We start from the raw sequence: 26,167 nt of genomic DNA on the forward strand, positions 1-26,167 counted from the left end.
TGCCGACAGCCGAGGCTGTTAGCCGTTATTGGCAACCGAACTCATTTCTTCTTTCATCATGTCGTATCCCATTTTTTCTCGTTCCGCTACATCCTCTTTGTTATTTTCTTCGAAATACCCCTTCGCCGGACGCAAGGTTTCGCTTTTCATGGTAATCTGACTTTGGCAAAACATGTGTCTGCTTGCTTAAAAATCGCTACAACCACTTTCCCAAAGGAGGACTTCCTTTGCTCTGGATCACAATAGACCGCAGTCAGCCGATGCCGCTTTTTCGGCAGATTTACGCTGAAATTCGCAACAAAATTTTAAAGGGAGAGCTGCTCGGCGGAGACCCGCTGCCTTCTACTCGAAGGCTTGCTGCGGAGCTGCACCTCTCCCGCAATGTCGTGCTGGAAGCCTACGAGCAGTTGCTGGCCGAAGGGTTTCTGGAAAGCCGCCCCGGCTCGGGACACTATGTTGCCGCGGGAATTGATCCTGCTCCTCTCTCGCGCGGGGAAAATGACCTGGACAAGCATGCTCTGTTGAAAGATACAGAGGCAACGCGCCTCCATCCCGCTGACCCAGCCACTGTAGAATCCGCCCCGGCTCTCATCGATTTTCGCTCCGGTGTCCCTTGTCTCGACCACTTCCCCCGCGCACTCTGGGGAAAGCTCCTGCAGCAGGTCTGCCGGGAAGCCCCGCTCGCTGCCTTTGGTTATGGACGTCCCGAGGGACGGGCGGAGCTGCGCCAAGTATTGAGCCGTTATCTCTACCGGACGCGCGGCGTCCAATGTGCGCCTGAGCAAATCGTTATCACATCAGGAGCCACGCAGGCTTTTGTGTTGATCGCCAAGGTCTTGCTCAAGCCTGATTCTGCGGTGGTGCTGGAGGACCCGATTACCCGTGATATCCAGACGATTTTTGCCTCGACCGGAGCCAAGCTGATCCCTGTTCCAGTCGACGAATACGGACTGAAAACCGACGGTCTCCCTGCGGACGCCCGTCCGGAATTTGTGCTGGTTACCCCCTCCCACCAGTTCCCGCTCGGCGGTACGCTTCCCATCCAGCGGCGCATTCAGTTGATCCGCTATGCCTCGCAGCAGGATTGCTACATCGTGGAGGACGATTACGACAGCGAATTCCGCTACGACAGTCCGCCTGTTCATTCGCTGCAGGGCCTGAGTGGAGAGCGCGTCATCTACATCGGCTCTTTCAGCAAGATTCTCTCCCCCTCCCTGCGTCTGGGGTATCTGGTGCTGCCACCCGACTTGGTGGAAAAATATCAGGCGGCCAAATGGTTCACGGATTTGCACACGCCAGCCATCGAACAACTGGCATTGGGCCGCTTTATTGAGGGAGGACATCTCGACAAATACATCAACCGTGTAAAAAAGGTGTACAAGCGCAGAAGGCAGGTACTGCTCGGCGCTCTGCAGACGGCATTTCCCCATCGGGTAAAGATTTGGGGAGCATCGACAGGCCTGCATATCGCAGCTTCCTTTCCAGGTATCGCGTTTACGGAAGAAAAACTGTCCTCTCTGGCGGCCGCCGGGGTCAACGTGTATCCGGTCGAGGAACACACCATGGTAAAAGGCAGGCATCAGGACAAAGTGATCATCGGATACGGCAATGTAGACGAGGCTGACATCGCGGCAGGGATTGGGCGATTACATGAGGTTCTCGGTTAGGGTTGTTCACAGAAAAGAGGCTGCCCGACAAAATCAGCAGCCTCCGCTTTACAAAACCTTCCATTATATAGACTATTCTCCCGGTCCTTCCCCTTCGCTCCTTCCCTGGTTTTGATACATCCACACCGCCAGCTGCAGAGAGACGGCATCGTGGAAAATCTGCGGATCGTAGCCTGTCCGCTCTTTGATTTTTGCCAGCCGGTAGATCAGGGTGTTGCGGTGAATAAAGAGCAGCTTGGCCGCTTCGCCGATGTTCAGGTTGCTGTCAAAAAAGGCTTCCAGTGTCTCAATCGAGGTCTGCGGTGTATTGGCAAAAATGCGATCGACAAACTTTTGCTTCACCTGCGGGTCCATGCGATTAATCAGGGCCTTGGTCTCCACATCCAGATAGGAGATCAACCCTTGCTCGCCCTCTCCCAGCAGCAGGGCCAGCTTCGCTTCCTCCAGCGACATGCCGATTTTTCCCGTCTCCGTCACTTGGGACCCCATGCCAATTTTGAATGCGATCCCTTTTTGCCGCAAATAGTTCTCCACTTCTCCAAGCTTTCCCCGGACCAGCTGCTCCTCCAGACCGGTCGCCAGAATAAACATGCGGTTCACGCTGCGAAAGCCGACTAACAGCTGCTTGTCATTCAGAAGATCTTCCACTTTTTGGATCAGCTCTTGTCCTTGCTTGGGCAGTTCCCGCAATTCGATCAGAGCGACCTGGTAGGGGGCCCGCAATTTCATTTTTAAAAGCGTTAATCGCTGCACGGCTGACTCGATATTGGGCTCTCTTCTGATCAATTCCTCGAAGATCATCTCTTTCATTCTTTGCTTCCATTCGAGCTGGGAAGCCAGGAAAGACTGGTTGATCATCATCTCCGTTATCATTTTGACAAGCTCACCGAACTCCAGAATTTCTTCTGGATCACCCGTAATCCCGATGACTCCAATAATCTTGTCTTGAAAGACGATGGGCAAATTAATGCCCGGTCGCACTCCTTTATATTTCTGTTGGTTGTCCTCCGTAATCATCAGGGGATGGCCCGTGCGGATGACATCAGCCGCCCCTTCATGAACCTCGCCAACGCGCGAAGGGTCTCCCGAAGCCATAATGGTTCCGGTGTGATCCATAATGTTAATATTTCGATTCAAACGGTTCATGGTTTCGCGAACAATCTGTTTGGCAATCTCATAGGTCAGCATATATGAATCTTACCCCGCCATCTGTAAATTATCCAGTTGTTATATACAATAAACAAAATTATGCGAACATTTCCATTGAATTTTTATGGATGGTAACCGATGATTTAAGAACCGCAGACTCTATATAATGAAAAACAAGTTTTGAAAGCGCTTAATCAAAGGAGTGGTATGTCAGAGTGAAGGTTGTGATTGCACCCGATTCTTTTAAAGGAAGCCTGTCTGCGTTTGACGTTGCCACTGCCGTAGAATCAGGCATCAAAAAAGTACTCCCTGAGGCAACAACCGTTCTCGTCCCCGTTGCCGATGGCGGAGAAGGAACCATGGAAAGCTTGGTTGCTGCCACTAAAGGGCGCAAGGTCGAAGTAACCGTAACCGGTCCGCTTCACACTCCTGTTGAGGCCGCGTACGGCATTCTCGGAGACCAAGTCACCTGCGTCATTGAAATGGCGAGTGCATCCGGTTTGTATCTGGTTCCGGCCGAAAAAAGAAATCCATTAATCACCACCACTTACGGTACCGGTGAGCTGATCAAGCAAGCTTTGGACGACGGCTGCCGCCGATTTATCCTCGGCATTGGTGGAAGCGCAACCAATGATGGCGGAATTGGCATGCTGCAAGCCCTCGGCATGAAGCTGCTCGATTCTGAAGGCAACCCGGTCGGCTTCGGTGGCGGCGTACTGGAACAGATCGTCACAATCGACGACAGCGAATTTGACTCTCGTATTCTCGAAGCAGAATTTCTGATCGCTTCTGACGTCCAGAATCCTTTCGTTGGTCCGCACGGGGCTTCCCACGTGTTTGGTCCGCAAAAAGGGGCGACACCTGAGATGGTGGAAAGATTGGATCGCTCGCTCGGTTTATGGGCTGATCTGGTCGAAGCCAAAACGGGGATCAGGCTTCACGATATGGCAGGAGCAGGAGCTGCAGGCGGACTTGGCGGTGCATTTCAAGCGTTCTTTCCGGCACGCATGAGACGCGGCATCGACATTGTGATCGAGTACACTGAGCTTGGCAAACACCTCGACGATGCTGATCTGGTCATTACCGGGGAAGGACAAATTGATTTTCAAACAGCCTCTGGCAAAACTCCGATGGGGGTAGCGCAAGAAGCCCAGCTACGCGGCGTCCCTGTTTTCGTCCTCGCTGGTTCTATCGGGCGCGGCATCGATACACTTTATCAATTCGGCATTCATAGCATTCATAGCATTATCAACGCGCCGATGTCCTTGGAAGACGCGATGAAACGGGCACCGGAGCTGTTGGAGCAAGCAGCGGAGCAAGTGTTCCGCACCTATCTGGCACGTGCCCATCAAAAATAATGGAATAGGGGGGTTTTTCATGCAAATCAAACGCACCATCGAGAAAGTTCCAGGCGGGTTAATGGTTGTTCCTTTGCTGCTCGGCGCTTTGCTCAACACGATTGACCAAATGCATATTTCCTTCATCATGGATTTTCTGAAGTCTCTGGGTGTTGCTGCAACCAAAGATGGCAACTACGAGTTCTTGCGAATTGGCGGCTTCGCCGAAGCTCTCTTTAAAAACAGCTCGATTATCTTGATTGCATTATTCCTGTTCTGTTGCGGAAGCCAGATGAATCTGCGTGTCGGCGGAACTGCCCTGAAAAAAGGCGTTTTGCTCACGGCCAGCAAATATTTTACGGGTGTTATTATTGGTTTTATGTGGGGCAAGCTGTCCGGTGACATGATGAACGGGTTCCTCGGTCTTTCGGCGATGACGATCATCGCTGCGATGACAAACGGAAACGGCGGGATGTACGCCGCCCTCACCTCTCAGTACGGAAACCGCTCTGACGTCGGTGCCGTAGCTGTGCTGTCCCTGAATGACGGTCCTTTCTTTACCCTGATGGCTCTGGGTATGCTGGGAGCAAACTTCCCGATTATCGCCTTTATCGCTGTTCTCTTGCCAATCGGTATCGGTATGCTGCTCGGCAACCTCGATCCGGAAATTCGCGAGTTCTTGAAATCAGGTGAGCTTCTCCCTGTACCGTTCTTCGCATTCTCTCTGGGCGCAGGCATGGACTTCGCGACCTTCCTGAAGCCTGAGGTACTGCTGGGCGGACTGGCTCTCGGATTCATGACGACGTTTTTGACCGGCGGTACCGGCATGCTGGTGTTCAAAGTATTCCGTGAAAAAAGTCAAATCGCTCCGATGGCCGAAGCCTCTACTGCCGGTAACGCAGTAGGCACACCGGCTGCCATCGCTGCAGCGGCAACGGTTGCTGCCGGCTCCGGCATGATGTCCGCTGCCGATGCACAAGCATATCAAGACATTGTTAACATCGCGACAGCGCAAATCTCGATTTCGACGCTGAGCACAGCCATCCTCTGCCCGATCGCCGTCATTCTCGTCGATAACTGGCAGAAGAAGCGCGGCATCAACGGCAAACTGGAAAGCCATGAAATGAACCATACAGTCAACACTTAAGAGAGTGAACAGGCTGATGTGCCTGGAGATGCTGCCCCTGACACAAAAGTCAGGGGCAGGAGAGTTTCGTCTTCATCAAACGACATGCTCCCTGCTGTTTCGGTCAGTGGCATGAACTCAATCAGATAAAAGGAGAGAACGATGAAAACAACATTACTCTATGGAAAGCACGGTTTGGATGTAGAAATTCCGGATAACTCCCTGATCCTGGAGCCGAAAAACCTCCCTGCACTGGAAAATGATGAAGAAGCCGTCATCGAAGCACTCCGCAATCCAATCGGCTCTGCTCCTCTGCGTGATCTGGTAAAAAGTACAGACAAAGTGGCGATTGTGATCAGCGACATCACACGGCCAACTCCGAACCACAAGCTGGTTCCGTGGCTGATCAAGGAGCTGTCCCACGTGCCCGTGGAAAACTTCGTCGTGATCAACGGTACGGGTACACACCGCGACCAGACGAGAGAAGAATTCGTGCAAATGCTCGGTGAGTGGGTTGTAGACAACGTCCGCGTGATCAACCACCACTGCCATGAAATGGATGAGCTGGTCAAGGTCGGCGAAAGCCGCTTCGGTTGTGATGTCTATCTGAATAAAGAATATGTGGAAGCCGATTTCAAAATCGTGACCGGCTTTATCGAACCGCACTTCTTCGCAGGCTTCTCCGGCGGTCCCAAAGGGATCATGCCCGGTATCGCCGGCATCGAAACGATCCAGACCTTCCACAATGCCCGTATGATCGGCGATCCCCTGTCTACCTGGGGCAATATGGTGAACAACCCCGTACAGGACATGACCCGGGAAATTAACGGCATGTGCAAGCCGGACTTCATGCTGAACGTAACCCTGAATCGCGATAAAGATATCACGGCTGTATTTGCCGGCGAGCTGTATGAAGCGCATGACCGCGGATGCGCCTATGCCAAGGAGCACGCGATGATCCGCTGTGACCACCGCTTCGACGTTGTGATCACCTCCAACTCGGGATATCCGCTCGACCAAAACCTGTATCAAGCGGTAAAAGGCATGAGTGCTGCTCATAAAATCGTAAAAAAAGGCGGCACCATCATCTGCGCGTCTGAATGCTCGGATGGCCTTCCGAACCACGGAAACTACGCCGACATTTTGAAAATGAGGGAGACGCCGCAAGAAATCCTGGATATGATCAATGATCCGTCGTTCAAGATTTTCGACCAGTGGCAGGTCCAAAAACAAGCCGTCATCCAGGTCTGGGCAGACGTCCATGTCTATTCCATGCTGTCCGATGAGGATGTAAAGCTGGCTAAACTGATTCCGACTCATGACATCGAAAAAACATTGGAAGAATTGAAAGCGAAGTACGGGGAAGAGATGAGCGTAGCTGTCCTGCCTCTCGGACCGCTGACCATTCCTTACGTGGAAGAAGACGAAGGGAACACGCCATGATAGTTGATCAAAAGCTGGATACACTCCGTACGATTATCAAAGACCTGGATCGCGTCGTAGTCGCTTTCTCCGGCGGGGTGGACAGCACGTTTCTGCTGAAAGTGGCAGTAGAGGTCCTCGGAACAGACCGTGTGCTCGCTGTTACTGCCGACTCGGAGACATATCCGTCGTCAGAGCTTTTGGAAGCGAAAAGGCTGGCCGAGGAGCTGAACGTCCATCATCGAGTGATCGAGACGTCAGAGCTGGCCATCCCCGGTTATGCGGAGAACACCCAGAATCGCTGCTATTTTTGTAAAAAGAGCTTATTTGAGCATCTGCTTCCGATCATGAAGGACCAAGGCTACCAAAACGTCGTGTACGGACTGATTGCCGATGACATGAGTGAACACCGGCCAGGAACCCGGGCTGCCCAGGAGATGGGCGTCCGGGCCCCGCTGCAGGAAGCAGGATTGTACAAGGAAGAAATCCGCGCGCTGTCTCGCGAGCTTGGCCTGTCCACCTGGAACAAGCCTTCCTTTGCCTGCCTCTCCTCCCGCATCGCTTACGGCGAGCACATCACGATGGAAAAGCTGACAAAGATCGATCAGTCGGAGAGCTATCTGAAGCGTCTTGGTCTGGGACAGGTACGTGTGCGGACACACGGGGAAATCGCCCGGATCGAGGTAGAGCCAAAAGAGATGCCGCTCGTGCTCCAGCATCATCAAGATATCGTCGAGAAGCTTCGTTCCTTTGGCTATACGTACGTGACGCTTGACTTGCTTGGCTATAAAAGCGGCAGCATGAATCAGGTATTGGTTGGGTTGAGCAGTTGAAGAAATCGTAGTAGGCTGCGAATCATCACGTGGATAAACATAAAAGCCTGTGCACGGCACGCAAACTTTCGAGCGTCGTGTACAGGCTTTTTATTTCTGTTTTTGGGCGTACATCCGGGCAGGAGTCAGGGAATATCCCTCTACTCCTTCTCCGCGAAAACTTCTCGAATGAGACGCTGGAATTCCGGAGTGGTGACAAAGGCATAGGTCCTCCCCTCGTAGCGAAGCTTCACATACGAACCGTCTGAGGCGACCAGAAAATCCAGCTTGCGGAAGCCTTCTTTTGCCTGATCGGTATCCTGAAACAATTGCATTTCGTACTCTTCTTCACTTCGTATGTCCAGCGGAACCCCTTTTTGGTATACAGACTGCCGAAGTGCTTCGTAAATCAGTCGCCCCCTGACATCTTTCTCATTCACTGAATAAAAGAGTTGTTGATCAGGGCTGGCAACGTGCAAATTAAAGCCTTTGCCCGTCAAATCCTCATTCAGATAAGTGGACATCTGAGTACGGGGATGGAGCGCATTTTCCACCCAATCCGCCATCGGCAACAATCCAACGAGAAAAAGGATAGCCCCCAGCCAGACAGCACGCTGCTTCGCCAGTTTGTTTATTTGCGTGCGCTTCAACAGAAAAATCGCAATAACCAGCCCCAGCGGAAGCGCCAACTGATTTATCGAAAAACGGAACATCGCCAGGAACGTATAGCCAAACAGCTTGAGAGAAAGCCCTGGCTCCTGTTCTTTTTGTGTGCGAAACCAGATTAGGACCAGCCCGAGTAGCATGGTGCCGTATCCAAGCACATTTACGAGAAGCCGCGTATCACCGCTATAATTCAACCAGCTTCCCCCCTTCCTTTCGCTTGATAGAACGACTCTTTTTCGCTATGGTAGTACACGAGGAGTTCCGCATACGAGAAAAAAATAGATAGAGGAGGCCCTCTCTATGAAGCTGTTGACAGCTATCACGTTTATCCTCTTGCTGGTTTCCCATATTTTTGTCTTTCTTACCATTCAGAAGAAAACGACAGCAAAGCTCTTTTCCTTTTTGGTCTTGTATCTGGTTCTGGCTAGTCCCTTGGTCTACATCCTGGTGGTTGCGCGGCAAAATGGGTTTGTCGATGTAGATATCAGCCTGGGGATCGGCTTTTTGCTGACATGGGCTGCCATTATTGTGATGTGTGCGATCGGTTTTTTCCGGGTTGTAAAGAAATACGTAAAGCCGGATGAAATCTGAGAGCGGGGAAACAGGCGAGCTTTACCTCGATTCTCCGCTGCCGCTCAAGTGATCGACGCTTTGTTTGGCCGGGCCGCTGCTTTGATGGCTGTCACTGTTCAAATTCAGCATGACACAGCCTGCGATGATCAGCAAAATGGCAATTACTTTTTGGGCGGAAAAGGATTCCTTAAACAGATAGACACCAATGACGGCAATCGCCGCTGTCCCAAGGCCCGACCAAATCGCATAGGCCGTCCCTACCTCAAGCTGCTTGAGTGCCAAGCTGAGTGACGAAAAGCTGATGATATACAAAACGAACATCATGACCGAGGGTACGGGCTTGGTCAGGCCCTCGGACAGTTTCATACAGGTAGTGGCCGCTACCTCTAATCCAATCGCGACCAACAGATACACCCAGCTCATGATTTATTCCTCCTCGTTGGTTGCCGTGTGACGTCGGACAATGCCATGGAGCAGAATCTCTACCATGGCATCAAGCGCATCGGATACGGTCATATTGATTGCTGCGACGAATTGCCGATCCATCAACTGCTTGATGGCGGCTATATACATTTGAAGAAAAACGGGGATCGACACCCGTTCAAACTGTCCCTGCTCCATCCCTTTTTCCAACAAGCTCCGGACATTGTCCCAGCCTTCCTCCAGACAATCTTCGACCAGCTTCCATTGTTCCGGATAGTATCGCTTCAACTCCTGCCATAACAGCGGGTGGGTATTGCCAAATCCGTTGGGGACATGGACCAGTACTTGCCTTAGCTTTTCAGCCAGATCGATCTCCTCTTGTCCCATGATCTCCTTTTCTTTCTCCTGCATCTCTTTTAACGTCTGCACGATGATCTCTTCGATTAATTGTTCTTTGGATGTATAATACCCGTATAATGTTTTTGTGCTGACACCCGCTTGCCGGGCCAATTCCGCCATCGTGAATTTCAGGCCTTTTGTTTGGATTTCCCGAGCGGCCACCTGTATGATCCTGTCCTGCAAAGCGGATACCTCCCGTTGTGAATTTAGGAAAATATAATATTTTTTACATTTTCCTAACTACTCTGAGTGTACTCTCCGCCAAATCATCCGTCAAGGTTTGAAGAAAAATCCATCTCGCCCCACCAGACTTCCGCCAGCTTTTTGATTCCTGGCTCGATTTTGTCCAGGTCTATGCCGGCAAATCCCAAGATAAACTCCGCTTGCGCCTTTTCATCCCGCGGTGTCATCCATGTATACGCCATGGAGCTTAGTTTGATGCCCGCCTGTTTGGCCCGTCTGGTCAGCTCGCACTCCCCCTGCGGGTGCTTTACTCGCAGCACCAGATGAAAACCGGCGTTTTCACCGATCAGCTCCGCCTTCTCTCCCATATGCTTCTGTACAGCCAGGACTACTGCGTCATGTTTCTTGCGGTAGGTATTGCGCATCCGTCGCACATGCCGCTCAAAATGGCCTTCTTGCATAAAAAGCTGCAGTGTGTGCTGGTGCAAGGGGGAAGACGGCTGTTCCAGCAGCAGGTCCCTTAAAAGCAAATCATACGATTCCAGCAATGATTCTGGCAAAACCATGTAGTAGACACAAAAGGCCGGGGCCAATACTTGTGAAAATCCGCCCATGTAGATCACGTTGGCATCTGGCTTCAATCCCTGCAAAGAGGGAACAGGACGCCCGTGATAGCGGAACTCGCCATCGTAGTCATCCTCGATGATGTAGCTGTCTGTCCGCATCGCCCAATCCAACAGACGCAAACGCTTTGCGATGGGCATGATCATCCCGCACGGGTATTGGTGTGACGGGGTGACACAGACAAGCTGGACATCGCTTTTCTCCACTTGTTCGATGCTGAGACCATCCGCTTCGAGGGAAATCGGCACAACCTCATATCCGTTGCGGCGAAACGTCGAAGCCATCATCGGATACCCGGGATTTTCAGTCCCCACACGGGTAACCCGCCCCCGAAGCAATTGAGTCAGCAGCGACAGCAGGCCGTACTGATCCGCTCCGATCACAATCTGCTCCGGTGAACAGACGACACCCCTGAGCTGCCGCAGATAGCTGGCCAGCTCTTGGCGAAGTCCAGGCTCTCCCTGCGGGTCCCCGTAAAAGAGACGATGCCGCTGTTCATAGCAGAGCACCCGATGAAACAGCCTGCGCCACAGGGAAAAGGGAAACAGGGAGAAATCATTTTTCGAGAGGTGAAAATCGTACGGATACGTGGCGTTGTCCCGATGCTCCAGGCGTGCCACGGTCAAGTCTCTGGTTGCAGGATCTCCGTGATTGCCCCCATCGGTCTCTGCCAGAGATTGAACGTAATAGCCGCTCTTTGGTTTGCTGGCGATAAACCCCTCTGCGAGAAGCTGCTGATACGCTGTTTCAACCGGTGTGGTGCTGAGTCCCAGGCTATCTGCGAGTTTGCGGATGGAAGGGAGCTTGACCTGTTCGGAAAACGTTCCCGAAATGATCTGCTGCTTGATCTGCTCGTAGATTTGCAGATAATGCGGCTCTCTGCTTGAATAGTCGATTTGCGGTGTATATAACATGCCCACTACTCCATCTGTCCTTTTATTTTTTTCAAATCTGTCTATTTTTGAGTATACACTTTTCCGGTATCCTATACGTAATCAAAAGGAGGCATTTGCCATGCATACACCTGTAAACAGACCGGTCCGATTTCTCGAAGGAGAGCGCGTCTATCTGCGGCCGATCGAATTGGCCGATACAGACCTGTACTTCCGCACGCTGTTCCATCCCGAAGCGCGTCGCCTGACGGGAACCCAAAACAGCTTTACCCGTGAACAAATTCACCGCTACATCGATGCCAAATCGCAGGATTCATCCAGTCTGCTGCTGCTGATCGCCTTGCGTGAAACCGATGAAGTGATTGGCGATATCGCGCTTCAATCCATCGATCATACGAACCGCAACTGCAATATCCGCATCGCTATCAACGAGCCTCAGTACCAAAGCAAGGGACTGGGCAGCGAAGCGATGCGACTTCTGCTCGGCTACGGATTCGGGATTTTGAATCTCCACCGGATCGAGCTGAATGTCTTTTCCTACAACCAGCAGGCAATCCGCGCTTACGAAAAGGTAGGCTTCACGAAGGAAGGCGTGCAGCGCGAAGCCCTCTACTACAACCATGAATACCATGACTCCATCCTGATGAGCATACTGGCCCGCGAATACCGCGCCAAGTACGGAGCGCCGACACCGCAAGCCTGAGTGTTGTTTGCGCCGAATGTTTTGGCGACACTCGGAACCCCGATTGGCTTGGTCTTCGAAACCCCACTTGTCTCTATTGACACCCCGCTTGTCTCTATTAGAACAAAACCCGCGAACGGCTTTCGCGGGTTTTGCATTATCCTGCTATCTGGTTACCGAACCGTAACCGTATCACGCTGACCTGCTACACCAGGCCGCCTCCGTAATCCAAAGCCTCCTCCGTCCACTGCTTGCCCTTCTGTTCCAGCCGCTCGATCCGTTTGCGGTACGCCGCTTCCTCTACTTTGGAGCGGCGGCGCAGCAAGGCGGCTTTTTGCTTCCAGCTTTCAAATCCGCTTTTCGCGCAGTGCAATGCCCGATCATAGTCTTTTACCTGATGCTCGTACAGCTTGGCCATCTCGATCCATACATCCTCGGGGAGGGGAACGCCAGACTCGTTGACCCGCTCCCAGAGCTGTAGCGCCTGACGCCAATTCTTCTGCTTTTTAAAGCAGCGCCCCATTGCAATCTGTGCTTTTTCATGCAGAGGGCCCTGACTTGCAGCAACCAGCTGATAAAACTGATTTGCGCGTTCCAGATCACCCAAAGACTCATACCATTGCCCCACTTTGAAACGCTCCTCGTCGGAGATTTTCGTGCGCTCGCGGGACAACAGCAGGGATGAGAGATGGATGTAGAGTGTAATCAAGGAAAGCACGTCGATTTCGTTGTGCCGGAGAACACCAGCTACCGTATCCGGGTCCTGGTCTGTCAAAAAGTCAAAATAGCGGATCGGAGCCAGGTATCCGGGGACGTCATCTTCCCTTACGACACCCAGCTTCTCCCGCTCAATCAGCGAAAGCCGGCAGGATTCCAAATCCTCTCGCCACAGGCGGCGAGCCCCGTGGAGCAAATCATAGTGACCGAACGTCGGCAGGCGGGGAACCAGATCGCGCAAAAGCGTATGCCGGGTCGTTACCTGCGGCCAGTCAAATGATTTGCCGTTGTACGTGACCAGATGAGTAGCGGTTCGAGAATCCTCCAGGAAGGAGTGGTAGAGAGCCGCTTCCGCTTGTGGTGCGGCCAGAAAATGCTGCCGGACGACGACATGCTCCCCCTCGATCCGGCTATGCCCCAGCAGAAAGACCGTGTTTCCGGCACCGCCATGCAGCCCGGTCGTCTCTGTATCAAAAAACAGCAGATCCTCCACCGTTCTGCCAGAAGTGGACAAAGGGTGCTCCAAACCAGCCCGCTCCCATGCCTCGATGGCCTCATGCAAGCCGGAAAAAGGGTAGCGGCCGTGGCGCTGCGAGATCGGGTAGCGGACCTCCCGCACCATCACGTATTCGTCTTCCAGGACATAAGGCTCGGCCCCCAGCTGCTCCCACTTTTGCAGAAAGGGAATGTCCCCTGAATAACCCCCGGAAGAAATGGAGAGGTGCTGAGAAGGAGGCGCGGAGGACGCTCGTACAGGCGCGGGTGCTGGCGATGTTTCTGTAGCAGAGGAGGACTCAGCGCGAGAGAAAGGCGCTTGCCCAGTGGCAGACGCTGCATGATCCGGAGCCTCCCGCGTCAAATGCCCTTTGAAGCGGTTCAGCTTGGCTTTAAGAGACATGGATGCTGCCCCCTTGGGCCACGCGCAAAAGCGAGAGCGCCAGTTCCTTTGCACCGTCATCAGCAGCACCGACGCAGGACGGACAACCCGATTCACAAGGGCAGGAGAGAATCAGCTCCTCGGCTCGCGACAAGATCGTGTCCATCTCTTTGTACACCTGCTCACTCAGGCCGATGCCGCCGGGATAGCGGTCATAGAGAAAAATCGTGGGTGCTCCGGAATGAACCGCTTTTCGCTGGGGGATCACATGCAGGTCCATCCGGTCGCACATGACAAACAAGGGCGCGACGTGCTGCAGGACGTGTGCCAGCCCGACCAGTCCCCGCTCGACTTCACTTTTTCCCACAGCCTCCAGCACCGCCTCCGAAAAGCTGAGCCACGCCGCATTCGTATGCAGCTCCTCCTCCGGCAGATGAATCGGACCGGAGCCGATGTTTTCATGCGTCTCGAACTTGATCTTTTTGAAGATCGTCGCCATGGCGTTGACGGTTACCTCACCATAGGCAAACTCGGTCTGGGCAGCCTGCCGCAGCCGGTCTTCCTCCAACACCTTCAGCTGCACCGCCAGATTGGCGTCTGTGTAGTAATCGACCTGCACTTCCCGGACGTACGCCTTTTTCTCCTCATAATCCAGCTTCTCCACCTGGTATTGGACTCCCTGATGCAGATAGATGGCTTCCTCATGCAGCAAGGTCATGGAGCTGAAGCGGTCCATCTCCCCGATCACCTTTTCATTGCCGCGCTCGGAGATGTCGATGATCACGACGTTCTCCTGTGATGCGGAGCGCAGGCTGATATTGTGAGCCGGGAAAGAGTCGTTCATCCAGAACCACTTGCCCTTGGCGTGGTGAAGAATCTGCTCCTCCGTCAAAAACTCCAGAATCTCCAAAATCTCTGCGCTGCCAAAGCGGTCGCCTTTGGCAAAGGGAAGCTCATATGCCGCACATTTGATGTGATCCACGAGAATGATCAGGTTGTCCGGATTGATCCGGGCCGTCTCCGGACTGCGTTCAAAAAAGTATTCCGGATGCATAATCACGTACTGATCGAGCGGCGTTGAGCTGCCGACGAGGATGACGACAGACTCATCCTGCCGCCGCCCTGCCCGGCCCGCCTGCTGCCAGGTGCTGGCGACTGATCCGGGATAGCCGGTGATGACACAGACCTGCAGCTGGCCGATATCGACGCCCAGCTCCAAGGCATTGGTGCTGACGACTCCGATGATGTCCCCCTGGCGCAACCCTCTCTCAATCGCCCTGCGCTGACTGGGCAGATAACCGCCGCGGTAGCCCTGGATTGTCTTTTCGCCCAGCTTTCGCTTGATCAGCTCCTGCAGGTATTTGAGCAAAATCTCTACCCGCACCCGGCTGCGCGCAAACAGGATCGTCTGAATCCCCTGGGTCAAAAACGCGGCTGTGATATCGCGGGCCTCCAGTGTGGCGCTGCGCCTGATATTGAGCTGCTTGTTGACGACCGGCGGGTTGTAAAAAAGAAAATGCTTTTTGCCCGTCGGCGCCCCGTTGTTGTCCACCAGCTCAACCTGCTCCTCTGTCAGCATCTCCGCCAGCTCTCGCGGATTGGCGATGGTGGCCGAGGTGCAGATGAACTGGGGGCGGCTGCCGTAAAAGGCGCAGATGCGCTTCAGGCGGCGAATCACGTTGGCGACATGGCTGCCGAAGACACCGCGGTATGTATGCAATTCGTCAATGACGACGTATTTCAGATGTTCAAAAAAGGAGACCCATTTGGTGTGATGCGGCAGGATCGCGGAATGCAGCATATCGGGGTTGGTGATGACGATATGTCCGGCCTGGCGGATCGTTTGCCGGATTTGCGCCGGCGTGTCGCCATCGTAGGTATCCGACTTGATCGACAGTCCCATTTCGCCAATCAGCTCATGCAGCTCGCTTTTCTGGTCCTGGGCCAATGCCTTGGTCGGAAACAGGTAAAGAGCACGGGCGTCCGGGTCCTCCGTCAACGTCTGCAGGACAGGGAGATGGTAGCACATACTTTTTCCCGAAGCTGTCGGCGTGACGGCCACAATATGCTTCCCGCTCCGCGCATGGCGAAAAGCCGTCTCCTGATGCGTATAGAGAGCCGGGATTCCCCGCTGCATCAGCGTCTCCCGGATGCGGGTGTCCATCTCGGCCGGAAACGGCACCGTACGGGCTTCCCGTGGGGGAATCGTCTCCCAGCGCACAATGTTATCGGAAAAGCGTTTTTCCTGGCGAAGCTGTTCCAGGACTTTCGCTATGTTCAGCTTTCTTTTCACGGCTCTACACCACCTTCCCTTCTATTCTACGAATATATGTTCCGGGTGTAAATCCTTCGTATCCGCAACGAATGCAAAAAAGGCACCGAAACGACTTTTGCCGTCGGTGCCTCTTTTCGCGATATCATATGCCTCCTCAAAAGATCGGAACTTTTCCCCGTGCTCTGAGAAGCGCTGTCCGTTTCACAATGGTTCACAGCCGCTTGATTGTTTTGGCGGAAGTGCCGATGACTTACACCGACGGATTTTGACTCGTCGGCGGTTTTTGGTCATCATCGTGAGACGACTCCTCCACCGTGGCTGCCGCTTGCACATCAGCCGCTTCATCCTGTTGCTTCTTTCTCCGCCCGGTAAGGAGTTTCCACAAGCCCCCGATCGCGGCCAAAATCAAGATCCATCCTTTTTTCAGGAAGACCAGCAGTAATCCGATCAAGCCCGCTTTCTTCGCCAGGGCGACGCCCAGTCCGCCCAGAACGAGACCGGTCAAACCAAACTCGGCCACTTTATCTGTGGAGGCATCAAAATCCTCGTAACGGTTTCCTTCTTTGACATGAAAGGTAGGTATAATGGCTTCTTGCAACGTCTTTTTATCATTTGCCAGGTTGGCTGGGTCCGTAATCAGCAGGAAGGAGACAAATCCTTTCCGAGTCAACATCTGCACATTGTAGTTGATCAGTTTATTTTTTTGCGCATCCTCACCAAGCATGGACCACTCCAGCATGTGGGTCTTTTCGTCATAAGACGGTGCGACATCCCAGCCCAGCACATGCAACTGATCCTCGGGATCTCTGTTTTCGTTCGCTGCTTCCGTGCCTTCCTTGTAGCTTTTCAGAATCGCATCGGCATCAATCTTGTTCTTTTCCTCGTCCTTGATGTAGCCGACTTCTTCATATTCCAGTACAACAATCCATTCCTCATTTTCGTTTCGAGGAAAAATACTGCCGAGTTCATTTTCACTTGGGACATTGCCGATTTCTTTCTGCAGTTTGATCGTGTCTTCTCTGTTTAGAAAAACAAAATCCTCTCCCAAGTCCAAAGCAGCCAGGCCAGAGCCTACATCAACAGTCTTGCCACCTTCTACCCAGTTCAATTGCGTTTCTGCCCCTGCTCCACTCACAACCCCAAGTGCCACGGCCAGGCTCAAAATGAATGACAGGATCGGTTTTCTTTTCATCTCTAATCCCTTTCTCTCTCTACTCTTCTTTTTGAAAAGTGTTTTTAAAAATAACCACCCCATCGTACCATACATTTTTATACAGGGAAAATCATACATCTTTCCCAAATGAGAAGATTTGACTAACTTTTATGAGTCTTATTTACCGTGCCATTTCTCCTATGAAGCTTAAAAATCATAAATGCCAGACCCAAAATTCAGAGAGGTTGTTTTTTTCATCCACTCTTCTTCTTTAGTAGCTAACCCCCAAAAAAGGAGAGTGGTTTTCATGGCAGACATCAAGTATCTCAAAGTATTTGTCGACCCTGGTCACGGCGGCTGGGACCCGGGCGCGACGAATGGTACGCTGAAGGAAAAAGATCTCACACTGGTCATCGGCAAACATGTCCGGGATCGCCTCAAAGCTTTAGGTGCCACTACCCAGATGAGCCGAGAAACAGACATCGCCCTGGGTACGGACAAGGCTGCTGACCTAAAGGCGCGGACAACGGCTTCGAACAACTTTGGCGCCAGCATCTTTGTCAGCGTTCATATCAACTCTGGCGGCGGAACCGGATTGGAAACCTGGAAGCATGACAATTCGAGCCGGTATACTGGCGATCTGGCGACTGCCGTGCAGAAAAGAATGGTCGCCAGCCTGGGCCTGCCCGATCGCAAGGTGAAGTCGGCGCCCAGCGGACGAAACGGCGATAACATTTACGTCATTGATCCGGCAAACAACAAAGCGTGGGCAGTCCTGGCGGAAGTGGGCTTCATCGATCATGCTACAGACAAGGAAAAGCTCCAGAGCTCTCAATTTTTAAAAGACGCCGGGTATGCCATCGCGGATGGAATCAACAGCTTTGTAAACACCTTGCCGCCCATCGAATAAGCAGGGAAAAAGAATTCAGAAGAAGGGGGTGGGTGAACGCCCCTTCTTCTTTTTCATGTTGAATCACGCGGGGGACCATCCCCCGCTTCTCGCGCCCTTTATTCATCAACCTCATAGATACTCACAAATTTCCATTGGTCCTCAACTTTGTTAAACTGCAATGCAAAACGGTTTCTCAATTGCTTTTCCAAATCGTAAACTTGATAAAAGACTTCGATCTGTCGCCCCTCTTCATCCGTGTAGTGGATGAGATTTAATGCAAGCGGGTTCTCACTCTCCAGAACCGCGGGACGAAACTCCATTCCCTGCGCAACGTCTTTAAATAGAAGGCGGCCATCGACCAGTTGGAAGTCAACCGAGATTTTTTCATGCTGCCCTTTCTTCAAGTAGTAAAAGATTTTCCTCGCTTCTTCATCCACCCGGTACGTGTCAGCCAAAAGGTCTTTTGCATGCTCGGTCTGGATCTTTTGATTGTTTTTGGAAACGGCACTCTCGCTGGTTTCGATTGGATTCGCCATGCAGCCGGACAAGAAAACGATTGTGGCAAAGATCACTCCAGCCAGCAGCATCTCTTTTTTCCTGTACATTTCGATCCCCTGCCTTTCTTTTCGTCACTTAACAGACGATAAAGATCAGCAAACAGTTACCAAATTATGTAATTATCCACGATACGCCCTAATCCTTATGCCGCAAAAAAAGACGTCACGAAATGTGACGCCCCCTCTAAACTATCCGGATGAGTTTTTTTTGTCACTCGTAAGAAAATCAAAAATACTGAGTTGAATTTCGGTGTCATAATTTTTGATGATGGACATAAGCGATTTCTTGAGTTCCTGTTCCAGGTCCTGCTGATTCGATGGGGACGTGTATCGCAGACAACTTCTGATTTTCGGTTCAAAAATCCGGAGCAATGTGACCAGTTCCTCTTCGTCCATTTTTGCTTTCTGGATCAAATAGCGGAAGTCATGCATGGCATTCCCCTACTTATTCATTTTATTGATCACGTTGGCCAAATTGACAATCACTCTTTCCAGCCTCTCAATTTTCCGTTCAAACCTGACGAAAAGATAGACAGTGACCGCGATAGGAAAACCCATGTTCCCGATAAAGGACGCCCATGATTGAACCGTTTCAAAATCACCCACTTTCTCTCACCTCGTTCATTGCGTGTTTTAGGAACAGCAAGCATTTTTTATGCATTTTAGAAACGGCTTGTTGACTCACACCCAGTACCTTGGCGATTTCTGAATCATTGTAGCCTTTGACGTAGTACATAAAGAGGATCTGCTTTTGTTTCATGGACAATTGCGACACGGCCTGTGCCAAGTGAAGATTGTCGAGATGGGATTCGATTTGCTCACCTTGTGCCCGTTCAAACGCGCAGACGGAGCGGGGGTCAGGGATCAATTCGATCAGTTCGACGCTGCCTGCGTGTTCAACCGTCTGATTCAGGGAGAGACACTGTTGTTTTCTGACTCGCTTATCAAAATTGATGGCGTGAAAATGCAGCGTTTTGGAGATATACGAGAGGAATCGCGCATTGAAATAAAAATCTCGAAAGGCTTTGTCCAAGGCTACTTCGGTTTCCTGGGAAGGGTTGGTTAAAAACGAGTAGATTAGATTCCTATTCTTTCTTTTTTTCACAAAAGCTTTCACGATAGGAATTTCAAATATACCTGCGTTTTCATTCATTCTTTCTCCCTCCTCGAAGGGAACGAAGGTTCCCCTTGTTTTGATTGTACAAAAATTACAAATTTAGTAAATAATGAGATTATAGTATAAAGGTGTTTTTCTCCCGAAAATCACAACCTTTTTGCTATTTCCCCTTCTCCCATTTGCAAAAAAAATTCCTTATAGAGTCTTTTTGGAGTTGGCTTTCGCTGCAAAAGGCTCGACTTGAAAGGAATCGTAACCAACACAAAAAAGAACCTTAGAAGGATAAACCTCTAAGGTTCGCAGAATCTAGGTTTAAATATTTTCATAGGCAAGGTAGAAAACGATGCTAATAAAAAACAGGTCAATGATGGTGGTATCTAACCAAAATCGACCTGTTTAATGTAACTCTATTGCGATATTTAGGTTATACTTTTCGACTTTATGTGTGCGTACAATCCAATTGATTAAATTTTCATAGAGGTATTATGTGGGTTATATGTGTTATTTGTTTAATGGATGGGTTCATTCGACACTAGGTAGCCCTTTAATTAAAAGAACCTTAGAGTTCAATCCTCCAAGGTTCTCACTATTACAATGCCTTTATATCTTCTGAATTACAATTTCACACGAGCCCTCTTCTAGTGAATTAAATTCATCGTAATGCAGATGGGTATCAACAGGCACTTCATCCTGTGCTAAAGTAAGGAGGTGTTTCGCTAATGATTGAAGTCCTTCCTTATTTGCTTTAATCACTAATGAATTTAGATTATTATCTGCTTGGATGATAAAGTTGTCCTCCCAAACAAATTCGATACCATTATCCCTTGAATATGTTGGGATTTGAATTTTTATTTCCATGTTAATCCTCCAAATAAATATGCAGATTTTTATTCACTTTCATCTTTCCTGGTTTACTTGGATTCGGAACTAATGTTTCAAAGTTCATATGTGGTCCCCCTCCATGTTTTCCAAGTATATCACTATCTCCCATTCTAACAACTCTAGTTCCATCTGCAGATACAAACCGTCCATTCCCCATATCCTTATATCCTGAACCTAGAAACTGTTCCGCTTTACTTAGGGCATCATTTGTCTTTATTTTCATTCCATCTTTAAGCCCAAGCTCACTGAGAGATTTACCCGTCCCCTATGTGGTAAAGCTAAATCCCGCTAAAAGGATGGTGGCAGTCAGATTTTCCAACTACCACCATTCTATCATTAGGCAACTTGTTCAGCGAGGGGCGGGGCGATGTACGGGGTCTTGTTCTTCATCATGCCGTAGATGATGTTAACCAGCCGCCGCATGATGCAGACTAACGCTTGTCCTTTCGTTTTACCTTCCTCTTGTTTTCGTTCATAGTAAGCTAGGAAAGCAGGATTGCGGGGGAGCTTGCTTCCTTTGGAGACTTGCACCTGCTGGACAGCAAGGTTATAGAAGATGCCGTGCAAGGTGCGGTTTCCCTGCTTGCTCTTTTGTTCCTTGCCCTTCCCACCCGAACTGAACTTTACAGGAGCTATCCCCGCAAAAAGAGCCAGCTTATCTGGACAGGAAAAACGGTGAATGTCTCCGATCTCAGCAACTAAAGCCGATGCCGTTACAAGGTCGATGCCTGGCATCGTCTCTAGCTGAAAGCCCAGTTTCTTCATCATGCGGCATAGTTGATCTTCTACCTTTTGAACTTCTTCCTTCTTAAAACGGATGTCTCGGACATGGCTTTGAATCAGGAAATCCCTAGATTCTTGATACTCCCGCTTAGTCTCGCCATCAGCCGCCACCAATGCCATGATTTCCTCGGCTTTCTTAGTCGAACAGGTGTTGTGACTGGATTTCAACAGCATCTCCCGCAAATCCTCCAAACTCGCGCCTTTCAGATGATGCGGGGCGGGGTAGGTATGCCAGAACTCCAAGGTACATTTCCCGTCAATATCGCTAAAGAATTTCTTGTAGCTCGGATAATGATGGGACAACTGCATGTGAAGCTGGTTCTTGAGTGCGGTATGCGCTTTAATCAGCGCATTTCTTCTCGCTACGAGTTGCCCGATTGTCCAATAGATATCTTGCGGATTCGCATCGGGCAGAATTTCGAGCTTGCTGACAAGTATCTTCGCCACACATTCTGCATCCCAGCTATCGCTTTTCTGCGTAGTTGGGTAGCTCTTGCGCTCAGCAAAGGACAATGCTGAATTGACTTCTTTCACCTTCTGCTTATTCTCTACGAGGAACACGGCTAATGACCGCCCATAGCCACCCACGTCCTCTAATCCATAGATCGGGGTCATGCCTCTTTTGCAGAGCTTCTTTACATAGGTGAGCAGTTCCTCGAAGGCGGCGGGCTTGTTCTCGAATTGGATTTCGCCCAGCTTCTCATACCAGCAGTTTACAATCACGGCAGTGTGAGTAGCCTTATGAAGATCTACGCCTACGTAAATATGCTTTTGTTTATAATGTTGGTTCAAAAGACATCACCTCGATCAACGAATTTAAAGAATAGAAAAGAAAGTCGGCAACCTCAGTTCGAGCGTTAGTCATTCGCATGACCCGCATTGGGACGCAAGCCTATCCATTCTTTTCTGGTTTAACCTTGTTTGTTGGTGCTTCTACTTGCTCTATACGATAGTGCTACGCCATAGTTAAGTACGATGGGGGAAATTAGATAATAATCGGCTGATGCAAGCCTTTGGCTTCTATTTGTCCATAGCGGTATATTCCCCGATAGAAGTCCTCACGGTCTAGGATTCGCTTCACCTGCACCTTCGTGAAGAGCTTGCCCTGAACGGTTCTATAGCCCGCCTAATTCAGTTCTGCCGCGATTTGAGATAATGACCAAGACGGATGATCATTTTTGATCTCAAACAATCTACGCACCGTCTCAGCCTGCACAGGGTCGATGGAGAGCGACTTTTGTCCTTTGACAGCTAAATAGCCATATGCTACTCTACCGCCAGCATAGCCACCTTCCTGAGCCTTCTTGCGCCGCCCTCGGCTTAGCTTTAAGGCAATCTCTAGCCGCTGGTATTGGTCTAGCAGTTCCATCATGCCGTTGACTAGAAAGTCCGATGGGTCATGAGCATAGATGCTGTATTGCGGCCGTTCAACGGCTTTGACATCGACTTTATGCCGCTTTAGCTCCCGCTGAATCAGCACTTTCACGATGTCCGCCCGCCATAGGCGGCTAGTGTTCAGGACAACGATCTGCTTCACATCCCGCCATTTCAGGTCGGATAGCATTTCTTGAAGCCCCTCGCGTTCTATGGTTAGCTCGTCCTCATCCACCTTCGCCCCTGAAATGCCTTCATCCTTGTATATGTCCAGCAATTCAAGGTTGTGGCGGGCGCAATAACGCTCGATCTCTTCTGATTGATAGGCAAGCGAATAGCCATCCTTCACCTGTCCTTGCGTAGAGACGCGAACATAACCAACTACACGATCTTTCATGCAATCATCACCTCGTTTCAATAATTCAAGTTTTCGTAACGCCCTTGGAATCAGCTACTGCCGCCGCGCATTCCGCATACGTAAATAGGGCAGGCGGCGGGGCAGTTCACAGGCTTCAATATGCGGTTGTCAAAGGGCGAAATCAACTTGCTGTGGGGAATACAGAACCACATCACGGAAGGCATGTAAAGGGGGTTAAGAGCAATATGAATATATATTTTTAATCGTTTCGTGGAATCAGAACAGGGCAATCTAAGAACCCCCCCAGTGTCTAGGAAAAGAAGAAACCGCCCTCGCGAGCGCAGGGGCGGCGTGACTCCTACGGGAATATTTTATAGAAACTTGATGCGGTTCCCTTAACTCTGTCCTAGTCTAGCCGTATAGAGAAAGTAACAGGTCTAACAAGACACTGAATTGAATATTGAAGCTCTATCCGTGGTCGCAGAAGAACACGTTAAAAAATGCCTCGGCGTTCATCAGCCGAATGTGGTCATGTAATTCTTCCTATTACATGAACGAAGTCGCGTTAGAAGCGGAAGATTCGCCTTTGGCAAAGTAAGACGTGATGACTTACTTCAACTTCCCCAGATTTTCCGTCGTAGTGTCCGAAAGGACAGGGAACCTTGACAGAGTGATAGCTTCGGGCTATCCGCGCAGTAAAGCTACACCTGGGTGCGCCAGATGTCTCGTAGGCTCGGGATACCTCAACTTCACACAGCCTAGTCGTTCTCCCTCGCAAGAGGGGGAACTGAATCGGCTACACTGAATTGGACACTTCTCTTAAGGTCTAGTAGATTAGAAACAAATCGAAAAAGGACGGAGAGAATGTCATGGCTAAACGTGAGCGTCGAGTATTTACAGATGAGTTCAAGCAGCAAATGGTTCAACTTTATGAGAACGGCAAACCACGTGCAGATATTTTGAGAGAATACGATCTGAGTGCATCTGCATTTGATCGTTGGGTAAAACAGAGTAGAACCACCGGTTCCTTCAAAGAAAGCGATAACCGTACAGATGAACAAAACGAGCTACTTCAGCTACGTAAGGAAAATCAACGACTGAAGATGGAGAACGATATTTTAAAGCAAGCGGCGCTGATCTTCGGACGAAAATAATGGTAATCCAGCAAAACGCTCATAAGTATTCCGTATTGGCCATGTGCAAGATCCTCCAGGTCAATCGGAGTACCTACTACTACGAGAGTAAAGAGCCATCATCTATCGATGATGAGGTGGAACAAGCAATTATCCGTATTTTTGAAGAGAATCAGCGCGTTTATGGAGCAAGAAAGATCAAAGCAAAACTTCACAAAGAGGGACTGACGGTTTCCAGACGGCGCATTGGACGTTTGATGAAGAAAAACGCTCTGGTTTCGGTCTACACGGTTGCACAGTATAAACCGAATGTGTCGTCATGTAACGAATCGCCAATTCAGAACGAACTGAATCGCGAGTTTGTGAAAGAAGCACCTCTCGAAGCTGTTGTGAGTGACTTGACCTACGTTCGAGTCGCAAACAAGTGGCACTATATTTGCTTGCTTGTGGACTTGTTTAATCGGGAGATTATCGGTCACAGCTGCGGAAAATTCAAAGATGCCGCACTCGTCTATCAAGCATTTGCAAGCGTAAAAGGAGATCTGCGCCAAATTCAGCTTTTTCACTCGGATCGTGGCAGTGAGTTTAAAAATCTTACGATTGATGATGTGATCAATACGTTCAATATCAAACGCTCACTAAGTATGAAAGGCTGCCCCTATGATAATGCAGTGGCAGAGGCAACCTTTAAGCTGATCAAAGCGGAGTTCGTGAGAAATCGTCAGTTTGAATCGTTAGCTCAGTTAAAAAAGGAGCTGGGAATCTATATAAAATGGTTTAACGAAACAAGGATTCATTCCACATTAGGTTATCTGAGTCCTATAACGTACAAAGAAGTTGCACTTAAGAAATCTGTCTAGTTTGGTGTTGACAATCCAAACGCTCTGTTGTCCTCCCTTCACACAGGTGAACTCCCCGCCTGCGAAGCGGGCGGGGGGTGAGACTGAAATGAACGCTGACACTGGTAAGAGAATAGATAGGAATAAGGACATGAGTAAGCTAGAAATAGAGGATAGAATAACAGAACGAGAAGAAGCTCAGAGGATAGCTCTATAGTATCAGAATAGATAGCATCGGATAGCACGAATCAAGAATCCATTGAATCATGAATAGATATAGATGATTGAGATTGTAAAGCCTCGAACTCCCCCGCCCCCCATTTTTATATCCCAACGAAAACAGCAAATAGAAACCCCGCACAACGGCGGGGGATAGGTTAGCCAAACAACGGCAAGTATTTACGGTAGTAATCTATATGATCGTCGGATAGACGCCAATCATACTGATTAAGGAACTGAGCAACTTTGGCTAAGACTTGATTCCGATGAACGACATCATCGTACTTTGATTTAGCAAGATAATGCGCGAGGCTCAGTTCAACTTGCTCCTGTGACACCGGGTCTATGACATACTTAACGAAGATTTGAGTAAGTTCATCAAGATCAAAGCCATGTCCTAGCACGTTCTCCCGTCGCATTAGGGTTAGGGCGTTATCCAACGGTAGTCGTTTCATGGATTCACCCTCCCCTCGGTGGTGGCGGGGGCGGCTAGCTTTTGCTGAACGCTCCATTTCCTCCATAAGAGATACTGCCGCTGTGCTTCCTGTTCATCAAAGCCATGCTGTACCATGACATTCAGGATGGCGCAGGGGATGGAAGCGGTGTAGCCATACAAGCAACTACGAAACCTTTCCCATGAGATGTCATACAGGACAACAAACGCCCGATGTGTTAGCCCTAGCTTCTGAATGCATTCCTTAACTGGATGAATCATGATTGATTTCTCCTTTCAAGTTGTCTTCCCTTATAGGTTAGACACTCTACAGGCAGGAATCACACCAGACATACAGAAGCATAGGGCGTTATTGAATCTTGAATTTGGCACATCGGGAGTAATCCATGAATAACAAGCCAGCCTAAATAATATCGGTAACTCCCGAATGTATTTGATTAGATTACCGTATCTCCCCGCACTATTTAGATGATTTACTGAATCGGTTTAGTCTTCGCAGTGCATGAAAAGCCGAGATACTTGGCTTCGTTATCTCCCACCCACTAATTAGGCGGTGCGCGGTGCATAGACTACGTCAGATA

General features: G+C 50.2%; 26 protein-coding genes and 1 pseudogene. 9 read left to right on the forward strand and 18 right to left on the reverse strand.

What is annotated here, in order from left to right; all coding sequences use genetic code 11:
- Positions 1-18 precede the first annotated feature (18 nt).
- Positions 19-174, reverse strand: coding sequence for a hypothetical protein (locus NDK47_RS22955; RefSeq protein WP_251872061.1), 156 nt, complete (start codon positions 172-174; stop codon positions 19-21).
- 53 nt (positions 175-227) lie between these two features.
- On the opposite strand from NDK47_RS22955, the gene pdxR (NDK47_RS22960) reads away from it, so the two are divergent.
- Complete coding sequence (gene pdxR, locus NDK47_RS22960) at positions 228-1,667, forward strand: MocR-like pyridoxine biosynthesis transcription factor PdxR (RefSeq protein ID WP_251872062.1); 1,440 nt, start codon at positions 228-230, stop codon at positions 1,665-1,667.
- Between the two features lie 72 nt (positions 1,668-1,739).
- Here the strand turns inward: pdxR (NDK47_RS22960) and NDK47_RS22965 are convergent, their stop codons facing one another.
- On the reverse strand, positions 1,740-2,855 hold the full coding sequence (locus NDK47_RS22965) for a CdaR family transcriptional regulator (protein ID WP_251872063.1): 1,116 nt from the start codon (positions 2,853-2,855) through the stop codon (positions 1,740-1,742).
- A gap of 176 nt (positions 2,856-3,031) precedes the next feature.
- Here NDK47_RS22965 and NDK47_RS22970 point away from each other — a divergent pair, with 176 nt between their 5' ends.
- The 4 genes from NDK47_RS22970 to larE all read left to right on the forward strand — a co-directional run bounded on the left by NDK47_RS22970 (position 3,032) and on the right by larE (position 7,534).
- Positions 3,032-4,174: a glycerate kinase gene (locus NDK47_RS22970; RefSeq protein WP_251872064.1), complete on the forward strand. Its 1,143-nt coding sequence runs from the start codon at positions 3,032-3,034 to the stop codon at positions 4,172-4,174.
- Between the two features lie 19 nt (positions 4,175-4,193).
- Positions 4,194-5,300 carry a 2-keto-3-deoxygluconate permease gene (locus NDK47_RS22975; protein WP_251872065.1) on the forward strand — a complete coding sequence of 369 codons (1,107 nt, stop codon included), beginning with the start codon at positions 4,194-4,196 and terminating at the stop codon, positions 5,298-5,300.
- Positions 5,301-5,441: 141 nt separating this feature from the next.
- Positions 5,442-6,722, forward strand: coding sequence for a nickel-dependent lactate racemase (gene larA / locus NDK47_RS22980; protein WP_251872066.1), 1,281 nt, complete (start codon positions 5,442-5,444; stop codon positions 6,720-6,722).
- Complete coding sequence (gene larE / locus NDK47_RS22985) at positions 6,719-7,534, forward strand: ATP-dependent sacrificial sulfur transferase LarE (RefSeq protein ID WP_407653339.1); 816 nt, start codon at positions 6,719-6,721, stop codon at positions 7,532-7,534. The genes larA and larE overlap by 4 nt, the downstream gene beginning before the upstream one ends.
- A gap of 140 nt (positions 7,535-7,674) precedes the next feature.
- Here larE and NDK47_RS22990 read toward each other — a convergent pair whose 3' ends face one another.
- A complete protein-coding gene (locus NDK47_RS22990; RefSeq protein ID WP_251872067.1) occupies positions 7,675-8,373 on the reverse strand; it encodes a hypothetical protein in 699 nt (232 codons plus the stop codon).
- Between the two features lie 106 nt (positions 8,374-8,479).
- On the opposite strand from NDK47_RS22990, the gene NDK47_RS22995 reads away from it, so the two are divergent.
- A complete protein-coding gene (locus NDK47_RS22995) occupies positions 8,480-8,770 on the forward strand; it encodes a hypothetical protein (RefSeq protein ID WP_251872068.1) in 291 nt (96 codons plus the stop codon).
- 21 nt (positions 8,771-8,791) lie between these two features.
- Here NDK47_RS22995 and NDK47_RS23000 read toward each other — a convergent pair whose 3' ends face one another.
- The 3 genes from NDK47_RS23000 to pdxR (NDK47_RS23010) form a co-directional block, all read right to left on the reverse strand.
- The gene (locus NDK47_RS23000) at positions 8,792-9,175 is read right to left on the reverse strand and encodes a DMT family transporter (protein ID WP_251872069.1); all 384 of its coding nucleotides are present in this window, start codon (positions 9,173-9,175) and stop codon (positions 8,792-8,794) included.
- A gap of 3 nt (positions 9,176-9,178) precedes the next feature.
- Positions 9,179-9,757, reverse strand: coding sequence for a TetR/AcrR family transcriptional regulator (locus NDK47_RS23005; RefSeq protein WP_251872070.1), 579 nt, complete (start codon positions 9,755-9,757; stop codon positions 9,179-9,181).
- An 83-nt stretch (positions 9,758-9,840) separates the two neighbouring features.
- On the reverse strand, positions 9,841-11,295 hold the full coding sequence (pdxR, locus tag NDK47_RS23010) for a MocR-like pyridoxine biosynthesis transcription factor PdxR (protein WP_251872071.1): 1,455 nt from the start codon (positions 11,293-11,295) through the stop codon (positions 9,841-9,843).
- 100 nt (positions 11,296-11,395) lie between these two features.
- Here pdxR (NDK47_RS23010) and NDK47_RS23015 point away from each other — a divergent pair, with 100 nt between their 5' ends.
- Positions 11,396-11,977 (forward strand): GNAT family N-acetyltransferase, encoded by a 582-nt coding sequence (locus NDK47_RS23015; RefSeq protein WP_251872072.1) that lies wholly within the window; start codon positions 11,396-11,398, stop codon positions 11,975-11,977.
- Positions 11,978-12,161: 184 nt separating this feature from the next.
- Here the strand turns inward: NDK47_RS23015 and NDK47_RS23020 are convergent, their stop codons facing one another.
- The 3 genes from NDK47_RS23020 to NDK47_RS23030 form a co-directional block, all read right to left on the reverse strand.
- Positions 12,162-13,571, reverse strand: coding sequence for a ribonuclease H-like domain-containing protein (locus NDK47_RS23020; protein WP_251872073.1), 1,410 nt, complete (start codon positions 13,569-13,571; stop codon positions 12,162-12,164).
- On the reverse strand, positions 13,561-15,843 hold the full coding sequence (locus tag NDK47_RS23025; RefSeq protein ID WP_251872074.1) for a DEAD/DEAH box helicase: 2,283 nt from the start codon (positions 15,841-15,843) through the stop codon (positions 13,561-13,563). Before NDK47_RS23025 ends, NDK47_RS23020 begins: the two co-directional genes overlap by 11 nt.
- Positions 15,844-16,075: 232 nt before the next feature.
- On the reverse strand, positions 16,076-17,017 hold the full coding sequence (locus NDK47_RS23030) for a DUF2167 domain-containing protein (RefSeq protein ID WP_251872075.1): 942 nt from the start codon (positions 17,015-17,017) through the stop codon (positions 16,076-16,078).
- A 268-nt stretch (positions 17,018-17,285) separates the two neighbouring features.
- Here NDK47_RS23030 and NDK47_RS23035 point away from each other — a divergent pair, with 268 nt between their 5' ends.
- Positions 17,286-17,888, forward strand: coding sequence for an N-acetylmuramoyl-L-alanine amidase (locus NDK47_RS23035; protein ID WP_251872076.1), 603 nt, complete (start codon positions 17,286-17,288; stop codon positions 17,886-17,888).
- A 98-nt stretch (positions 17,889-17,986) separates the two neighbouring features.
- Here the strand turns inward: NDK47_RS23035 and NDK47_RS23040 are convergent, their stop codons facing one another.
- From NDK47_RS23040 to NDK47_RS23070, 7 genes and pseudogenes are all read right to left on the reverse strand, one after another.
- Entirely contained in the window at positions 17,987-18,475 is a 489-nt protein-coding gene (locus NDK47_RS23040) for a hypothetical protein (protein ID WP_251872077.1), read from the reverse strand.
- 393 nt (positions 18,476-18,868) lie between these two features.
- Positions 18,869-18,985 carry a YvrJ family protein gene (locus NDK47_RS23045; protein WP_251876341.1) on the reverse strand — a complete coding sequence of 39 codons (117 nt, stop codon included), beginning with the start codon at positions 18,983-18,985 and terminating at the stop codon, positions 18,869-18,871.
- A 40-nt stretch (positions 18,986-19,025) separates the two neighbouring features.
- On the reverse strand, positions 19,026-19,580 hold the full coding sequence (locus tag NDK47_RS23050) for a sigma-70 family RNA polymerase sigma factor (RefSeq protein ID WP_251872078.1): 555 nt from the start codon (positions 19,578-19,580) through the stop codon (positions 19,026-19,028).
- A gap of 564 nt (positions 19,581-20,144) precedes the next feature.
- Positions 20,145-20,402, reverse strand: coding sequence for an Imm32 family immunity protein (locus NDK47_RS23055; RefSeq protein ID WP_251872079.1), 258 nt, complete (start codon positions 20,400-20,402; stop codon positions 20,145-20,147).
- A 1-nt stretch (position 20,403) separates the two neighbouring features.
- Positions 20,404-20,649 carry a hypothetical protein gene (locus NDK47_RS23060; RefSeq protein WP_251872080.1) on the reverse strand — a complete coding sequence of 82 codons (246 nt, stop codon included), beginning with the start codon at positions 20,647-20,649 and terminating at the stop codon, positions 20,404-20,406.
- A gap of 113 nt (positions 20,650-20,762) precedes the next feature.
- A complete protein-coding gene (locus NDK47_RS23065; RefSeq protein ID WP_251872081.1) occupies positions 20,763-22,001 on the reverse strand; it encodes an IS110 family RNA-guided transposase in 1,239 nt (412 codons plus the stop codon).
- A gap of 193 nt (positions 22,002-22,194) precedes the next feature.
- Positions 22,195-22,980, reverse strand: a pseudogene (locus NDK47_RS23070) (recombinase family protein).
- A gap of 830 nt (positions 22,981-23,810) precedes the next feature.
- On the opposite strand from NDK47_RS23070, the gene NDK47_RS23075 reads away from it, so the two are divergent.
- Positions 23,811-24,934 (forward strand): IS3 family transposase gene (locus NDK47_RS23075; RefSeq protein ID WP_251872082.1). Its coding sequence is split into 2 segments (ribosomal slippage): positions 23,811-24,060 and positions 24,060-24,934, totalling 1,125 coding nucleotides; the frame shifts between segments, so codons are not numbered across the junction.
- Between the two features lie 356 nt (positions 24,935-25,290).
- Here the strand turns inward: NDK47_RS23075 and NDK47_RS23080 are convergent.
- Together NDK47_RS23080 and NDK47_RS23085 are read right to left on the reverse strand one after the other, a co-directional pair.
- On the reverse strand, positions 25,291-25,587 hold the full coding sequence (locus NDK47_RS23080; RefSeq protein WP_251872083.1) for a hypothetical protein: 297 nt from the start codon (positions 25,585-25,587) through the stop codon (positions 25,291-25,293).
- On the reverse strand, positions 25,584-25,847 hold the full coding sequence (locus tag NDK47_RS23085; RefSeq protein WP_251872084.1) for a preprotein translocase subunit TatA: 264 nt from the start codon (positions 25,845-25,847) through the stop codon (positions 25,584-25,586). The genes NDK47_RS23080 and NDK47_RS23085 overlap by 4 nt, the downstream gene beginning before the upstream one ends.
- Positions 25,848-26,167: the final 320 nt, after the last annotated feature.

Origin of the sequence: Brevibacillus ruminantium (assembly GCF_023746555.1) — a bacterium.
In the GTDB taxonomy this organism is placed as follows: Bacteria; Bacillota; Bacilli; order Brevibacillales; family Brevibacillaceae; genus Brevibacillus; species Brevibacillus ruminantium.

Bases quoted from the DNA above. Each gene is read 5' to 3' on its own strand.
- NDK47_RS23035 (WP_251872076.1), top strand. From the start codon at position 17,286: ATGGCAGACATCAAGTATCTCAAAGTATTTGTCGACCCTGGTCACGGC.
- NDK47_RS22955 (WP_251872061.1), bottom strand. From the start codon at position 174: ATGTTTTGCCAAAGTCAGATTACCATGAAAAGCGAAACCTTGCGTCCG.
- NDK47_RS22975 (WP_251872065.1), top strand. From the start codon at position 4,194: ATGCAAATCAAACGCACCATCGAGAAAGTTCCAGGCGGGTTAATGGTT.
- NDK47_RS23015 (WP_251872072.1), top strand. From the start codon at position 11,396: ATGCATACACCTGTAAACAGACCGGTCCGATTTCTCGAAGGAGAGCGC.
- NDK47_RS23060 (WP_251872080.1), bottom strand. From the start codon at position 20,649: ATGAAAATAAAGACAAATGATGCCCTAAGTAAAGCGGAACAGTTTCTA.
- NDK47_RS23055 (WP_251872079.1), bottom strand. From the start codon at position 20,402: ATGGAAATAAAAATTCAAATCCCAACATATTCAAGGGATAATGGTATC.
- NDK47_RS23080 (WP_251872083.1), bottom strand. From the start codon at position 25,587: ATGAAACGACTACCGTTGGATAACGCCCTAACCCTAATGCGACGGGAG.
- NDK47_RS23045 (WP_251876341.1), bottom strand. From the start codon at position 18,985: ATGGGTTTTCCTATCGCGGTCACTGTCTATCTTTTCGTCAGGTTTGAA.
- NDK47_RS22995 (WP_251872068.1), top strand. From the start codon at position 8,480: ATGAAGCTGTTGACAGCTATCACGTTTATCCTCTTGCTGGTTTCCCAT.
- NDK47_RS23000 (WP_251872069.1), bottom strand. From the start codon at position 9,175: ATGAGCTGGGTGTATCTGTTGGTCGCGATTGGATTAGAGGTAGCGGCC.
- pdxR (WP_251872071.1), bottom strand. From the start codon at position 11,295: ATGTTATATACACCGCAAATCGACTATTCAAGCAGAGAGCCGCATTAT.
- NDK47_RS23085 (WP_251872084.1), bottom strand. From the start codon at position 25,847: ATGATTCATCCAGTTAAGGAATGCATTCAGAAGCTAGGGCTAACACAT.
- larE (WP_407653339.1), top strand. From the start codon at position 6,719: ATGATAGTTGATCAAAAGCTGGATACACTCCGTACGATTATCAAAGAC.
- larA (WP_251872066.1), top strand. From the start codon at position 5,442: ATGAAAACAACATTACTCTATGGAAAGCACGGTTTGGATGTAGAAATT.
- NDK47_RS23030 (WP_251872075.1), bottom strand. From the start codon at position 17,017: ATGAAAAGAAAACCGATCCTGTCATTCATTTTGAGCCTGGCCGTGGCA.
- NDK47_RS23020 (WP_251872073.1), bottom strand. From the start codon at position 13,571: ATGTCTCTTAAAGCCAAGCTGAACCGCTTCAAAGGGCATTTGACGCGG.
- NDK47_RS23040 (WP_251872077.1), bottom strand. From the start codon at position 18,475: ATGTACAGGAAAAAAGAGATGCTGCTGGCTGGAGTGATCTTTGCCACA.
- NDK47_RS23050 (WP_251872078.1), bottom strand. From the start codon at position 19,580: ATGAATGAAAACGCAGGTATATTTGAAATTCCTATCGTGAAAGCTTTT.
- NDK47_RS22965 (WP_251872063.1), bottom strand. From the start codon at position 2,855: ATGCTGACCTATGAGATTGCCAAACAGATTGTTCGCGAAACCATGAAC.